Source organism: Embleya scabrispora DSM 41855, from assembly GCF_000372745.1.
In the GTDB taxonomy this organism is placed as follows: domain Bacteria; phylum Actinomycetota; class Actinomycetes; order Streptomycetales; family Streptomycetaceae; genus Embleya; species Embleya scabrispora.
This window is the reverse complement of record NZ_KB889596.1, coordinates 161,577-174,865: the sequence shown is the minus strand read 5'-3', so window position 1 is coordinate 174,865 and position 13,289 is coordinate 161,577. Positions and strand designations below refer to the sequence as shown.

13 protein-coding genes are annotated in these 13,289 nt (G+C 72.1%); 7 read left to right on the top strand and 6 right to left on the bottom strand.

Translation table 11 applies throughout. The annotated features are described in order from the left end of the window. Window positions 1–177 precede the first annotated feature (177 nt). Window positions 178–1,008, bottom strand: a complete 831-nt coding sequence (locus A3IC_RS0110425) for an NAD(P)-dependent oxidoreductase (protein WP_020550002.1) — start codon at window positions 1,006–1,008, stop codon at window positions 178–180. Then, entirely contained in the window at window positions 1,005–1,442 is a 438-nt protein-coding gene (locus tag A3IC_RS53555) for a RidA family protein (RefSeq protein ID WP_040876383.1), read from the bottom strand. Before A3IC_RS53555 ends, A3IC_RS0110425 begins: the two co-directional genes overlap by 4 nt. Window positions 1,443–1,546: 104 nt before the next feature. Here A3IC_RS53555 and A3IC_RS0110415 point away from each other — a divergent pair, with 104 nt between their 5' ends. Both A3IC_RS0110415 and A3IC_RS0110410 read left to right on the top strand, forming a co-directional pair. Continuing rightward, on the top strand, window positions 1,547–2,446 hold the full coding sequence (locus tag A3IC_RS0110415) for a LysR family transcriptional regulator (RefSeq protein WP_020550000.1): 900 nt from the start codon (window positions 1,547–1,549) through the stop codon (window positions 2,444–2,446). Between the two features lie 103 nt (window positions 2,447–2,549). Next, the gene (locus tag A3IC_RS0110410) at window positions 2,550–4,877 is read left to right on the top strand and encodes a terpene synthase family protein (protein WP_040876382.1); all 2,328 of its coding nucleotides are present in this window, start codon (window positions 2,550–2,552) and stop codon (window positions 4,875–4,877) included. A 37-nt stretch (window positions 4,878–4,914) separates the two neighbouring features. On the opposite strand, the gene A3IC_RS0110405 is transcribed toward A3IC_RS0110410, so the two are convergent. Genes A3IC_RS0110405 through A3IC_RS53550 form a run of 4 tightly spaced genes read right to left on the bottom strand, consistent with a single transcriptional unit; the run spans window position 4,915 to window position 8,954 of the window. Beyond that, window positions 4,915–5,532, bottom strand: coding sequence for a GTP-binding protein (locus A3IC_RS0110405; RefSeq protein ID WP_020549998.1), 618 nt, complete (start codon window positions 5,530–5,532; stop codon window positions 4,915–4,917). Further along, window positions 5,513–5,947: a DUF742 domain-containing protein gene (locus tag A3IC_RS0110400; RefSeq protein ID WP_020549997.1), complete on the bottom strand. Its 435-nt coding sequence runs from the start codon at window positions 5,945–5,947 to the stop codon at window positions 5,513–5,515. Before A3IC_RS0110400 ends, A3IC_RS0110405 begins: the two co-directional genes overlap by 20 nt. Further along, window positions 5,944–6,402, bottom strand: a complete 459-nt coding sequence (locus tag A3IC_RS0110395; RefSeq protein ID WP_020549996.1) for a roadblock/LC7 domain-containing protein — start codon at window positions 6,400–6,402, stop codon at window positions 5,944–5,946. Before A3IC_RS0110395 ends, A3IC_RS0110400 begins: the two co-directional genes overlap by 4 nt. Further along, the gene (locus A3IC_RS53550; RefSeq protein ID WP_158695891.1) at window positions 6,399–8,954 is read right to left on the bottom strand and encodes a sensor histidine kinase; all 2,556 of its coding nucleotides are present in this window, start codon (window positions 8,952–8,954) and stop codon (window positions 6,399–6,401) included. Before A3IC_RS53550 ends, A3IC_RS0110395 begins: the two co-directional genes overlap by 4 nt. Before the next feature lie 210 nt (window positions 8,955–9,164). Here A3IC_RS53550 and A3IC_RS53545 point away from each other — a divergent pair, with 210 nt between their 5' ends. From A3IC_RS53545 to A3IC_RS0110365, 5 genes are all read left to right on the top strand, one after another. Next, entirely contained in the window at window positions 9,165–10,421 is a 1,257-nt protein-coding gene (locus A3IC_RS53545) for a helix-turn-helix transcriptional regulator (RefSeq protein WP_020549994.1), read from the top strand. A gap of 42 nt (window positions 10,422–10,463) precedes the next feature. Then, window positions 10,464–10,679 carry a hypothetical protein gene (locus A3IC_RS0110380; protein ID WP_020549993.1) on the top strand — a complete coding sequence of 72 codons (216 nt, stop codon included), beginning with the start codon at window positions 10,464–10,466 and terminating at the stop codon, window positions 10,677–10,679. A 136-nt stretch (window positions 10,680–10,815) separates the two neighbouring features. Next, a complete protein-coding gene (locus tag A3IC_RS0110375) occupies window positions 10,816–11,178 on the top strand; it encodes a DUF2203 domain-containing protein (RefSeq protein ID WP_020549992.1) in 363 nt (120 codons plus the stop codon). 220 nt (window positions 11,179–11,398) lie between these two features. Continuing rightward, window positions 11,399–12,484: a WD40/YVTN/BNR-like repeat-containing protein gene (locus A3IC_RS0110370; RefSeq protein ID WP_020549991.1), complete on the top strand. Its 1,086-nt coding sequence runs from the start codon at window positions 11,399–11,401 to the stop codon at window positions 12,482–12,484. Window positions 12,485–12,621: 137 nt separating this feature from the next. Then, complete coding sequence (locus A3IC_RS0110365) at window positions 12,622–13,287, top strand: HAD family hydrolase (protein ID WP_020549990.1); 666 nt, start codon at window positions 12,622–12,624, stop codon at window positions 13,285–13,287. Window positions 13,288–13,289: the final 2 nt, after the last annotated feature.

Sequence of the window (13,289 nt, the reverse complement as noted above, 5' to 3'; positions counted from 1 at the left end):
TCCCGCGTGCGACCGCGCTTTTGGCACGTGCAGCCACCTTCGGAGGCCGTCGGACGTCCGTGCGCGGCGGGCCGATCCGCCCGGGCCGCGATGCCGGCACCGCCTCGCCGGTGCTTCACGGCCGACGCGAATCGGCCCACCGCCCGGTGCGTCGACCGGCCACAGCGCCGGCGGCGTTCAGCGACCCAGTGCGGAGATGTCCGCGGTCGCGTCGCCGGCCCGGACCGCCGACGTGGCGACCTCCGCCGCCGCCCGGGCGACCGGCAGCGGCGTGCCGGTCACATCGCCGACGAGGACGAGGTCCTTGGCCAGTGCCGCCACGGTGAAATCCGCGTCCGCGTAGGCGGCTTGGTCCAGGCGCTCGCGCTTGCGCCCCACCAGGCCGCCGATCGCGCTCGCCGTCAGTACGTCGAGCACGTCCGCGCGGGCCAGGCCCAGGGCGGCGCCGAGTCGTACCGCGTCGTGCAATCCGGCCGCCGCGACGCCCAGGCCCAGATTGGCCACCAGCTTGAGCGCGGTCGCGGCGCCGACCGGCCCCACGTGCCGCCGCTCGCCCGCGTGCGACCACGCGAGCAACACCGGCTCGGCCGCCGCGACGTCCGCCGGCTCGCCGGCGGTCAACACGATCAGCGTGCCCGCGCGGACCGCCGGCACCGAACCCAGGACCGGCGCCTCCAGGTAGCGCAACCCGGCCGCGTGCGCCGCCGCCGCGAGCTCGCGCGACTGTTCGGGGGCCAGGGTCGTCGCGTTGATCACGAGCGTGCCGGGCGCCGCGCCGGCCGCGATGCCGTTCGGCCCGAGCAGGACCGCCTCGGCGGCCGGCCCGTCGAAGACGAACAGCACGACGGCGTCGACGTCACGCGCCGCCTCGGCCGCACTCGCGGCCTGGACCGTGCCGGCCACCGTACGCGGTGTCCGGTTCCAGACCGTCACCTCGTGCCCGGCCGCCACCAGCGCCTCGGCGCCGGCCGTGCCCATCCGGCCCAGGCCGCAGACGGCGACTCTCATTCGCCGGCCCCGTTCGTGTCGCCGTTCGTGTCGTCGACCAATGCGAACGCCTCGACCTCCAGGAGCAGATCGGGCAGGAACAGGGCGCCCACCTGGACCGCGGAACTCGCGGGCGGGCGGGTCATGTCGACGAACTCGTCGCGGGCCGCGCGCACCGCCGGCAGATGCCCGACATCGGTGAGGAAATAGGTCAGCTTGATCACGTCGTCGAACGTGGCACCCGCCGCCGCCAGGCAGCGCCGCAGGTTCTCGAACACCTGTCGGGCCTGCGCGCCCGGGTCGCCCTTGCCGACCAGGTTCCCGTCCTCGTCGAAGGCGACCTGCCCGGAGACCGCGACCAGCCGGCCGGTGCCGGTGACCACGTTGGTGTAGCCGTTGCCCGGTCGCACGCCCTCGGGCGCCGGGATGTGGGTCAGCCGATTCGATGTCGTCATGGCGCCCATCCTCACCCGTGCACCGCCCATCCCGCCAGCGCATCTTCCGCAGGGCGGCCATGCCTGCCGAGCATGGCTGAAGCCACACCCTAGAGTCACCGCTCATGGACCTGCTCGCCCTGCGTTCCTTCGTCGAAGTGTGCCGACACGGCTCGATCAGCGCTGCCGCACACACCCTCGGATACACCCAGTCCGCGCTCTCCCGCCAGGTGGCGGGCCTGGAGGCGCGCCTGGGCACCACGCTGCTCGACCGGCACGCGCGCGGAGTGCGCACCACGGCGGCCGGCGACGTGCTGCGCGAGCACGCGACCGCGATTCTGGCCCGGGTCGAGCGGGCCGAGGAGGAGGTGCGAGCCGCCCGCGATCGGGTCGGCACCCGGGTCCGGGTGGGTGCGGTGCCCACCGCCGCGGTGTCGCTGCTGCCGGACGCGCTCACCGCGTTCACGACCGAACTTCCCGGCGTGCGGGTCACCTTCGCCGAGGACTTCTCGCCCGGGCTGATCCCGCGCCTGCTGGACGGCGAGTTCGACGTGGCCGTGGTCACCGACTACCCGCCGGGTCTGCCCGCGCACCCGGGGCTGCGGCTGACCCATGTGCTCGACGACGAACTGCGCGCCGTCCTGCCGGCCGGCCACCGCCTGGCCGACCGGGAGGTGCTGGATCTGGCCGAACTCGCCGAGGAGACCTGGGTGGAGGACTACGAGGGCGCCGCGGCGGTGCTCACCGGGGCCTGCGCGCGCGCCGGTTTCACGCCGCGGATCGACATCGAGTGCGGCGGTTGGCTGGGCAAACAGGCGTTCGTGGCGGCCGGGTTCGGCGTGATGCTCGCGCCCGGGTTGCTGACCCGGGCGATCCACCCGCGGCTGACCCTGCATCGGCTGAGCGACCCGCCGCGGCGCAGCGTGTACGCGGCCCGTCCGCAACGCCCGGATCCGGCGGGTGCGGACGTGGTGGACCGCTTCGTCGCCGCGCTCGTCCGCATGGCCGCCGAACAAGATCGTTAAGCCTGCGACGGCCCGTTTCACCAGATCGAGCGAGAACCGATCCGTCGCCCGCTCCGAAGGGTTCGCGCGACCTAGCGTGTGCCCTGGCGAAAGGGGCGCACCGATGCCACAACCCTTCGAACTCCCGCAGTTCTACGTGCCGTATCCCGCGCGACTGAACCCTCACCTGGAGGGCGCACGCGAGCATTCCAAGACCTGGGCCCGCCGGATGCGGATGATCGAGGGCTCGAACATCTGGGACGAGCGCGACTTCGACTCACACGACTACGCGCTGCTGTGCGCGTACACCCATCCCGACTGCACCGGGCCGCAGTTGGACCTGGTCACCGACTGGTACGTGTGGGTCTTCTTCTTCGACGACCACTTCCTGGACATCTTCAAACGCACCCACGACATGGCCGGCGCCAAGGCGTACCTCGAACGCCTGCGCGCGTTCATGCCGGTCGATTCCACCGCCGAGATCCCCGCGCCGACCAACCAGGTCGAGGAGGGCCTGGCCGACCTGTGGACGCGGACCGTGCCGAGCATGTCGCAGGACTGGCGGGAGCGGTTCGCCGAGAGCACCCAGGCGCTGCTGGAGGAGTCGATGTGGGAACTGGCCAACATCAACGAGGGCCGGATCGCCAACCCCGTCGAATACATCGAGATGCGCCGCAAGGTCGGCGGCGCGCCGTGGTCGGCCAACCTGGTGGAGTACGCGGCGAACGCCGAGGTGCCCGCGGTGATCGCGGCCTCGCGGCCGCTGCGGGTGCTCAAGGACACCTTCGCCGACGGGGTACACCTGCGCAACGACGTGTTCTCGTACCAGCGTGAGGTGGAGAACGAGGGCGAGAACGCGAACGCGATCCTGGTCTTCGAGAAGTTCCTCGGCTGCACCACACAGGAGGCGGCCGAGGCGGTCAACGAACTGCTCACCTCGCGCCTGCACCAGTTCGAGCACACCACTTTCACCGAACTCCCGCCGCTGTTCCTCGAACACGGCCTCGATCCGCAGTCCTGCCTGGACGTGATGGCGTACGTCAAGGGACTCCAGGACTGGCAGTCCGGCGGCCACGAGTGGCACATGCGCTCCAGCCGATACATGAACGGGGCCGGTGCGGGCGGCGGTTCCACCGGTGGGCCCGCGGTGCCGACGGTGACCGGGGTCCTGGCCGGACCACTGGGGCTGGGCACCTCCGCCGCGCGGATCCTGCCCGGGCTGGTGGCCGGGTTGCACAACGGGCTGCGCGCCTTCACGCACGTGCCGTTCCAACCGGTCGAGCCGTACGACATCCCCGACTTCCATCTGCCGTTCGCGCCACGGCTGAACCGGCACCTGGACACCTCGCGGGAGAACCTGGTCGAGTGGGCCGCGCGGACGGGCATCACCCGCGAGGGCATCTGGGACGAGGACGCGTTGCGTCGATTCGACCTGCCGCTGTGCGCGGCGGGCATCGCACCGGACGCGACACTGGACCAACTCGACCTGGCCTCGGGATGGTTGGCCTGGGGCACCTACGGCGACGACTACTACCCGATCGTGTTCGGGCGTTCGCTCGACCAGGCCGGCGCCAAGGTGTACACCGAGCGGCTCAAGACGCTGATGCCGGTCGACGGCGAGCCGGCGCCGGTACCCGCGGACGCGATCGAGCGCTCGCTGACGGATCTGTGGACGCGCACCGCCGGGCCGATGCCACCCGCGTCGCGCCGCCGGTTCCGGCGCACCATCGAGGAGATGATGGACAGTTGGCTGTGGGAGCTGTCCAACACGGCGCTCAATCGCATCCCGGACCCGGTCGACTACATCGAGATGCGCCGTCGCACCTTCGGCTCCGACCTGACCAAGAGCCTGTCCCGGCTCTCCCACGCCGAGGTGGTGCCGGACCAGGCGTACCGCTCGCGCGCCGTACAGGCGATGGAGAACTCGGCCGCCGACTTCGGCTGGATGATCAACGACGTGTTCTCCTACCGCAAGGAGATCGAGGTCGAGGGGGAGTTGCACAACCTGCTGCTGGTGGTGCAGAACTTCTTCGGTTGCGACTTCGCCCAGGCGTTGGTGATCGTGAACGACCTGATGACCTCCAGGATGCGTGAGTTCGAGCGAGTGGTCGCCGTGGAACTCCCGGCGATGTACGAGGACTTGGCTCTGGACCCGGCGGCCAGGGCGGCACTGGACGGGTACGCGGCGGCGCTCGGCGACTGGAACGCGGCGATCCTGAAGTGGCATCAGGAGTGCGATCGCTACGCGGACCCGAAGCCGCTGGTGCCGTTTCCCCGGCAGGTGGCCGGAACCGCACCCGGGCACGCGGCCCGCCGCGGGCCCGCGAATGTGCCGGCGGCGCGGGTCGGGGCCGAGCCGCCGGCGGTGCCCCGCGTGCGGTACGGGCCGCGCGGGCTCGGCACCTCGGCCGCCCGGTCGGCCGGCGTCCGCGCGGGAATCGCGGTGCGGTGACGTGTGGCGGGTGGGCCGGCCCGCGGCCCACCCGTGCTCACGCGCCGGACGGGCTGAATTCGGCCCGTCCGGCGTTCGCGGGCGACGACTCGGCCATCAGGTGGTCCACCAGCGCCAACAGCACGTCCCGTCCCGACGAGCGCACGCGCACATCACACGGCAGGATCGGCACGTCCGGGCCGAGGTCGAGGGCGTCGCGCACCTCCTCGACCGTGTACTCCACCGCCGTGTCGAAGCGGTTGATCGCGACCACGAACGGGATGCCCCGGCGCTCGAAGAAGTCGATGCTTCCGAAGCCGGCGTCCAGGCGTCGGGTGTCCACCAGCACGATCGCCCCCAGCGTGCCGATCGCCAGGTCCTCCCACAACGACCAGAACCGCTCCTGACCGGGCGCGCCGAACAGGTACAGGACCAGGTCCTCGGACAGCGTGATCCGACCGAAGTCGAGCGCGACCGTGGTGCGCGACTTGGCCTCGACGCCCGCGAGGTCGTCCACGCCCACACCGACCTCGGTCATCACTTCCTCGGTGTGCAGCGGCGGTACCTCGCTGACCGTGCCGACCAGGGTGGTCTTGCCGACCCCGAACCCGCCCGCGATCAGGATCTTGACCGCCGCCGCATGCTCGGGCAGCCGGTCAGAGCCGAAGGAGACCATCACGTACCTTCTTCAACAGGGCGGGATCGGGGGTTCGGGCCAGGGCCAGCGGGGCGCGCACGGTCACCAGGCCGTCGCGGAGCAGGTCGTCGACGAGCACCTTGGTGATACTCACCGGGAGATCGATCAGCGCGGCCACCTCGGCGACCGCCTGTGGCTCCCGGCACAGTTCCAGGATCTGTTGATGCTCGGGCTGCCGGCCGCGCCCGTCCCGAGCCTTGCGACGCGCGACCGAGGACGGATCGTCCGGGGCCTGGGCGCGGCCCGCGGGCTCCTCCGGCGCGACCGTGGTGACCAGCGTGATCAGGGTCAGATCCGCGTCGCGCACGGCCTTGGTGCGGCCGCGGGTGAGCGTGTACGGCCGTACCAGCGGGCCGGCGTCCTCGTCCCAGGGCTGCTCCCACCGGGACGTCATGCCCGACCGCCCGCCGGATCGCCGGCCTCACCACCGCGTGGCCGAGTTCCGAGATACTCGCCGACCTTCTTCACCAGCATGTTCATCTCGAACGCGACCACCCCCACGTCCGCGCTCTGTTCGGCCAGCACGGCCAGATGCGCGCCCTTGCCGGCGGCGGTGAGGAAGAGGAAGGCGTCGTCCATCTCGACCAGCGTCTGGCGTACCGAGCCGCCCGCGAAACCCCGCCCGATGCTGCGCGCCAGGCTCTGCAACCCGGCCGCCGCGGCGGCCAACTGCTCGGCGTCGTCGCGCGGGATGGTCTCGGACCGGCTCATCAGCAGCCCGTCCTCGGACAGCACGATCGCGTGCCGAGTCTGATGAACGCGCTTGACCAGGTCGGTCAACAACCAGTCCAGGCGACTGTCGGTTGCGGTGGTGGCCGTGCCGCCGGCGAGATCGTGCGTGTTCGTCATGACGGTTCCCCAGGGTGCGTGGTGCTTCCGGCGGCGGGGTTCGGGCCCGGTTCGGGCTCGGTCCCGGTTCCGGGTTCGGTCTCGAGCGCGGACTCGTCGCCGTCCGCACTCGGTTCGGATGCCTCGCGTGCTCGTTGACTCGCGAACCGGAACGAGGACAAGGTAGCCGCAGCTTCGCGCGGTGAGGAGGGCTTCGACCCGGTTCGTGGATCGCTCTCGCTTCCGGTAGCCGACTCGGTACGCAGCGGCATCGGCAGATTGCGCTGCCGGACCCGACGCGGCAGGGCGCGTCGGCCGTCTGCGGTGGTCTCTTCGGCGGCGGCGGGGGTGGGCGCCGCGGGCCGGGCGGGTTCGGGCGCGGCCGGGACCCGGTCCAGCGATCGCACCACCGGTTCGGGGTGTTGCCGACCGGGTGAGTGCGACTCGGTGTCGTCCTCGGACGGGTGCACCGATCCGGCCGCCGGGTCCGGGGCGGATGCCGATTCGGCCCCGGCCTGCGACCCCGGCTCCGCCGCGAGCGCGTGCTCGAACGGCTCCGCGGTCCGGTCCGGTTCGCCGGCCGTACCCGAACTTCGGGTGATCAACTCCTCGGGCAGGAACACGATCGCCAGCGTGCCGCCGTACGGCGACGGCCGCAGCGTCACCTCCACCCCGAGCCGATCGGCGAGTTGGGCGACCACGAACAGGCCCATCCGCACGTCCTCGGCGAGCGCGATCACGTCGAAGCTGACCGGGACGGCCAACTGTCGGTTGGTCGCCTCGTACTCGTCCGCCGACATGCCCAGACCGCGATCCTCGATCTCGATCGCGAGGCCCTTGGCCACCGAGACCGCTCGCACGTGCACGGGCGTGTCCGGCGGCGAGAAGGTCGTGGCGTTCTCCACGAGTTCGGCCAGCAGGTGGATCAACCCACCCACGGCCGGCCCCGACAGTTGCAGGTCGCGGTCGGAATACACCTCGACCCGGTGATAGTCCTCCACCTCGCCGACCGCGCCGCGCACCACGTCGACGATGCGCACCGGGCGACTCCAGCGCCGGCCCGGCCGGTTGCCGGTGAGCACCACAAGGTTCTCCTCGTAGCGGCGCAGGCGGGTGGCCAGGTGGTCGATGGTGAACAACTCGCGCAACAACTCGGGGTCCTGGTGGCGGCGCTCCATCGCGTCCAGCTCACCGATCTGACGGTTCACCAGGGACTGGGTGCGCAACGCCGTGTTGACGAACACCTTGGCAAAACCTTCGCGCTGGCGCGCCAGTTGTACCGCGCCGTCGAGCGCGGCTCGCTGCGTGGTGTTGAACGCCGAGGCCACCTGGCCGATCTCGTCCGGACCCGCCGGCACGTCCGGCGCCTCGACCGCGAGGTCCACCCGTTCGCCGCGCTGCAACCGATCGATGATCACCGGCAGTCGCTGCGAGCCCAGTTCCACCGTGGCATCGCGCAGCCGGGACAACCGCAGCCGTACCGAACGGGTCACCCGCCAACAGAGCAGGGCGCCGATCAGCACGAAGCCCAGGCCGATCGCGCTCAACAGATACACCTGGTTCCAGGTGTCCGAGATGGCCTCCTCACCGGCCGCGAAGAGCTGATCGATCCGGGCGAAGTCGAAGGCCGAGTTGGGCAGCGCGAGCTGGTCGGACGTCTCGCGCCACTTGGCCAGCTCGGCCGGCAGGGCGACCCCGGATCCGGCCGCGGCCCGCTGATCCCGGGGGGCGTCGACCGCCGCGATGATCGCGTCCTCCATCGCGATCAGGTTCCGCCAGGCCGGGCCTTCGGTGAGCGCCAGGTAGGTGGGACGCAGCGCGGCGGGCAGGAACGGCTCGACCTCGTCCTCCAGGGTGTGCCGACGCACGCCCACGTTCTGCACGAACGCGGCGAAGTCCGGCTGGGTCAACCGACCGCCGGGCTGCGCGAACGTGACCATCGTGTCCTCCTGCGCCAGCGCCTCCCCGGCCCGGAACTGGATGACCACGAACTGGCCCGTGAGGGTGACATCGGTGTCCGAAGTCTGGGCCAACGCCTGGATCATGGAGATCTGGTTGGCGACCTGCTCCGTGTAGTAGCCCAACCACCGATCCCGCCCGGCCGCGCCGGTCGTGTCCACCTGGCGGCGGACGTCGGCGAGTTGGGCCAACTGCGGCGCCACCTCGTGGGCCCGGCGCACCACGTGCCCCGGTGTCTCCCGCGCGCCGCTGTTCGCGAAGGCGACGAACTCCCGTACCACCTCGTCGGTCTTGACCCGCTGCGCCCGCAGCGCCTCGGTCGTCGCCGGAGCCGGCTTGGCCATCCACGCCGCGGTCAGCCGCCGCTCCAGTTGAAGGTTCACCATCGCGTTGTACGTGGGCGTACCCGCCCGCTCGTCCACCGAGATCTCGTTGTCCAGGTTGTTCGCGTGGTCGACCAGGCGGTAGGTGGCGATGCCCCACAGCGCGACCATGGCCACCGAGGGCACCACGGTCAGCAAGACCAGCAGGGTTCGGATGGACAGCGTACGACCCGGCCGCGAGCGAGCCGCTCGGGTCCGACCGACCCCGGGGACACGCATCAGTTTTCTCATCGACTCTCCCGCAAGGGCAACCCGGCCCGAAATGCGGTTGCCGCGACCCGGCCGAAGGTACCGGCGGGGCACCCGACAGAATCCACGCAGTGTGCGTGGGGAACTTCCCGCCCGTGCGGCACAAACGGCACACAACGACGAACGTGCGGCGGCGCGTGGCGACTCGGTCACCGGGCGCGCACTCGGCAATACCCAAAGGAGCGGCCCGACATGCATACGGCGCCCGGAATCGGCCGGCGAATCGCCTACTGGCGCGCGCGTCGCGGCCTGACCCAGGCCGAATTCGCCCGTCTGATGGGCCGGTCCGTGCGCTGGGTGGAGGACGTGGAGGCCGGCCACCGACAGGCCGACCCGCGCCTGTCGGTGCTCGCCGAGGCCGCGCTCGTCCTGCACATCGGGATCGACCGACTGCTGCCCGCCGAGCGGAACCGCGAGCACCACGACCACGATCCGCTCGCCGCGGTGCGCGCGGTACTGCGCCGGGCGGACACCGCGCTCGTGGTCGGGGCCGGCGCCGCCCCGGCCGACATCGAGGTGCTGCGGCGGGAGCTGACCTACGGGTGGACCGCGTACGCCGCGGCGGACTACGGGTGCCTGGACCGGGTGGTGTCCTCGGTTCTGGCGGCGACCACCGAGGCGAGCGGGGGAGTGGCCGCGGGGGTGGGCCCGGGCGCGACGGTGGCGGCGGGCGGGCCCGACGAAAGCACCGGGGAAGGGGCGCTCACGCCGGCCGCCGTGCGCTCCGCCGCACTCGGCCTGGCCTCCGCCGTCGCGCACGTGTACGGCGAGCCGGACCTGGCCTGGCGCGCGGCCGACCGGGCGGTCACCTCGGCCGGCCGCAGCGCCGATGTGGTGGTGCTGGCCCGGGCGGCCCACCGGCTCACCGACGCCATGGTCGGGCACGAAGGCGCGAGCGCCGCCGTCGAGTTCGCGCTCGGGGCGGAGGCGGACCTGGCTTCGGCGCTGCACGCCCGCGGCCGGGCGGGCCGGGCGGCGCTGCGCACGCTGCGGCTCGGGGCGGCGCTGGCCACGGCCCGGCTCGGCGACCGGTCCGCGACGCGAGACCTGTTGGACGCGGCCGAGCGGGCCGACCCCGGCGCGATCCACGTGCCGCTGCACCGGGTCGCCGCCCACGTACTGCTCGGCGAGTACGCGCGGGCCATCGCCGCTCGGTTCACCCCCGCCGCACTCGGCGTGCTCCCGCGCGGTCGGCAGGCCCGCCACCTGGTCGACCTCGCCCGCGCCCTCGCCGCGGTCGGCCGCCGCGGCGAGGCGGTCGGCGCGCTCTTGGAGGCGGAGGCCGTGGCCGCCCAGGAGATTCGCTGCCGGCCGACGAATCGCCGCTTCGTCCAGGAGATCCTGCGGCTGGACTCGTCCACGGACGGCGACGAGTCCCGATTGCGGGCGTTGGCGGCCCGTTGCGCGGGAAACGGGTCGTCGGGGCCGGAACGGGCATGGATCATGTAGGACAACCGATCCATCCGACCGGGCAAACCCGCAGGGGGCACCGTGATCACGATCATCTCCTTCGCCGTCGGCCTGATCGCGCTGGTCGTGGCGATCACCATCACGGTCGGTAGGCGAACAAGCACCACAAGCCACGACGGCCTCCTGATCGAACAGGACCGGACCGGCCGGGCGGAATCCTCCGGCGGTGTCTTCGGGGTGCACGCCAACCACGCCTCCTTTCCCGGGGTGGAAGAGAACACCGGGTACTTCGGCTGACCTGTTCGCGGGGTGCCGCCCCACTTCGCAGGCGGCGCTCCTGCTCGTGGGCACCGACGCCCCCGCGAGCCGGCCGCGGCAGTACCATCGGCGCGCGCCATCGTCGGCCGGCGCACGACATGGGAGGTTGTGCCGCATGGGTCTGTTCACGGTCGACGAGGCACGCGCGGAGCTGGCCCGGCTGATGCCGGTGCTCGACGAGTTGATCGCCGTCCGGGCGGATGCCGCGGAGGTCGCGGTGGCACTGGAGCGAGGCGAGGCGCGATGCGCCCTGGGCGGGCTGCCCGAACTCAAGGGCATGCAGGCCCGGCTCGACGAATTGATGACCCAGGTCCAGCAGACCGGCGCGGAGCTCAAGGGCTTCGCGCCGTTGCTCGTGGACTTCCCGGCCGACCTGGACGGCGTACCCGTCCTGTTGTGCTGGCTGGAGGGTGACCGTCGGCTCGGCTGGTACCACCGCCTCGACCTCGGCTTCGCCGGCCGACGACCGCTGCCCTAGCGGCCGAGGGTGATCCCGGCCGACGCGATCGGGTGCGAGCGGTTTCGTGCCCGAGTTCGAGACCGAGCCTGCCGAAGAGTGTTCGTGCCCGCCGGCCAGGGTGCCCGGGGGCGATCGGTGTGACGCCGGCGCCGGTAAGGGGCGGATCGCGTCGAATCGGGCGATTGTCACCGCAGCCGCGTAGCGTTCCCCGAGTACGGAACGCTGCCTGGAGGTCACCATGACGAATTCCGTCCTGCTCGCCGTCGGCACCCGCAAGGGCCTGTGGATCGGTCGCTCACACGACGACGGGTCCTGGGCGTACACCGGGCCGCACCACCCGATGACGGGCGTGTACTCGGTCGCGATCGACACCCGGGGGTCCGCACCGCGCGTGCTGGCGGGCGTGGTCCACGAACACTTCGGCCCGATCGTGGTCAGCAGCGACGACCTCGGCGCGACCTGGCGCGAGCCGGACCTGGGCCGGGTCGGGTTTCCGGCGGACGCGGGCGCCTCGGTCGAGCGGGTGTGGCAACTGGTGCCCGGCGCCCGCTCGGAACCCGACGTGCTCTACGCCGGCGTCGAACCCTCCGCGCTGTTCCGCTCCGCGGACGGCGGGCGCTCCTTCGAACTCGTGCGCGCGTTGTGGGACCACCCGCACCGGCCGAACTGGGGAGCCGGCTTCGGTGGCCAGGCGATCCACACGGTGCTGCCGCATCCCACCGACCCGCGGCGGATCATCGTGGCGATGTCCACCGGCGGGGTCTACGTCACCGAGGACGGCGGGGCGAGCTGGAACCCGTCCAACACCGGTATCCACGTCACCTTCTCGCCGAACGAGTATCCCGAGTACGGCCAGTGCGTGCACAAGGTGGCCCGGCATCCGGACCGCCCCGACCGGCTGTTCCTGCAAAACCACCACGGCGTCTACCGCAGCGACGACGCGGGCGCGACGTGGGAGTCGATCGCCGACGGCCTGCCCGCCGACTTCGGCTTCACCATCGTGGTCCACCCGCGTCGCCCGGACACCGTCTACGTGGTCCCGCTCACCGCCGACTCGCTGCGCTTCCCGGTCGACGGCCGATGCCGCGTCTACCGCAGCGACGACGCGGGCAAGTCCTGGACGGCCCTGGCCGACGGCCTTCCCGACGACTTCTGGACCGCCGTCATGCGCGACGCGATGTGCACCGACGACGCCGAGGACACCAGCCTGTACTTCGGCTCCCGCAGCGGCGAGATCTACCGCGGCCGGCACGACGGCGACCACTGGGAACGCATCGCCCAACACCTCCCCGACGTCCTGTCCCTGCGCGCGGCGGTGATCTGAACCGGGTCCGGTCGCGCGCGCCGTGCCGGTGGGGGTTCACACACGTTCACGCGCGCGCAACTTGGTCGTGGCACTGTGCTCACGTCGGGCTGAGAGGGTCGTGACGTCCTCGCCTCACCCCGTCGAAACGAGTCAGTGTGTCCCCCGTCTTGCCCGCCGCCGTGTTGTTCGACATGGACGGGACCCTGGTCGACACCGAGCAGTTGTGGTGGGAGGCGGTCGCCGACGTGGCCGGGCGGGTGGGTTACGCGTTGGGGGAGACGGACGCGGCGGATGTGGTCGGGCACGCGATCGGGCACACGGCGGGCTACCTGCACGACGTGGTCGCCGAGGCGCCGTGCGTGCACGAGCTGACGGATGCGCTGGACGCGGCGTTCACGACCCGGGTCGAGGCCCGGATCGAGCCGCTGCCGGGGGTTCTCGCGCTGCTGGACGGGCTGGCCGCCGCCGGGGTGCCGGTGGCGATCGTGTCGGCGTCGCCGCGTCGGGTCGTGGACCTGGTGCGGGACGCGTTGGGGTCGGCCCGGTTCGCGGTCACCGTCGCGGCCGAGGACGTGGCGCGGACCAAGCCCGACCCCGCCCCTTATCTGGCCGCGGCGACCGCGCTCGGGGTCGAGCCGAGCGCGTGCGTCGCGGTCGAGGACACCATCGTCGGCGTCACCTCGGCGGAGGCCGCCGGGTGCGCCGTACTCGCGGTGTCCTCGACCACTACGATCGCGCCCGCCCCGGGCCGTACGGTGGTCGCCTCACTGTCCTCGATCGAGGCCGGGGACCTGGGCAAGTCCCCGGTGGCGCAGGCGTAATC

Excerpts from the sequence above, each read along its gene's own strand:
- A3IC_RS0110425 (WP_020550002.1), bottom strand. The coding sequence starts at position 1,008 with ATGAGAGTCGCCGTCTGCGGCCTGGGCCGGATGGGCACGGCCGGCGCC.
- A3IC_RS53555 (WP_040876383.1), bottom strand. The coding sequence starts at position 1,442 with ATGACGACATCGAATCGGCTGACCCACATCCCGGCGCCCGAGGGCGTG.
- A3IC_RS0110415 (WP_020550000.1), top strand. The coding sequence starts at position 1,547 with ATGGACCTGCTCGCCCTGCGTTCCTTCGTCGAAGTGTGCCGACACGGC.
- A3IC_RS0110410 (WP_040876382.1), top strand. The coding sequence starts at position 2,550 with ATGCCACAACCCTTCGAACTCCCGCAGTTCTACGTGCCGTATCCCGCG.
- A3IC_RS0110405 (WP_020549998.1), bottom strand. The coding sequence starts at position 5,532 with ATGGTCTCCTTCGGCTCTGACCGGCTGCCCGAGCATGCGGCGGCGGTC.
- A3IC_RS0110400 (WP_020549997.1), bottom strand. The coding sequence starts at position 5,947 with ATGACGTCCCGGTGGGAGCAGCCCTGGGACGAGGACGCCGGCCCGCTG.
- A3IC_RS0110395 (WP_020549996.1), bottom strand. The coding sequence starts at position 6,402 with ATGACGAACACGCACGATCTCGCCGGCGGCACGGCCACCACCGCAACC.
- A3IC_RS53550 (WP_158695891.1), bottom strand. The coding sequence starts at position 8,954 with ATGAGAAAACTGATGCGTGTCCCCGGGGTCGGTCGGACCCGAGCGGCT.
- A3IC_RS53545 (WP_020549994.1), top strand. The coding sequence starts at position 9,165 with ATGCATACGGCGCCCGGAATCGGCCGGCGAATCGCCTACTGGCGCGCG.
- A3IC_RS0110375 (WP_020549992.1), top strand. The coding sequence starts at position 10,816 with ATGGGTCTGTTCACGGTCGACGAGGCACGCGCGGAGCTGGCCCGGCTG.
- A3IC_RS0110370 (WP_020549991.1), top strand. The coding sequence starts at position 11,399 with ATGACGAATTCCGTCCTGCTCGCCGTCGGCACCCGCAAGGGCCTGTGG.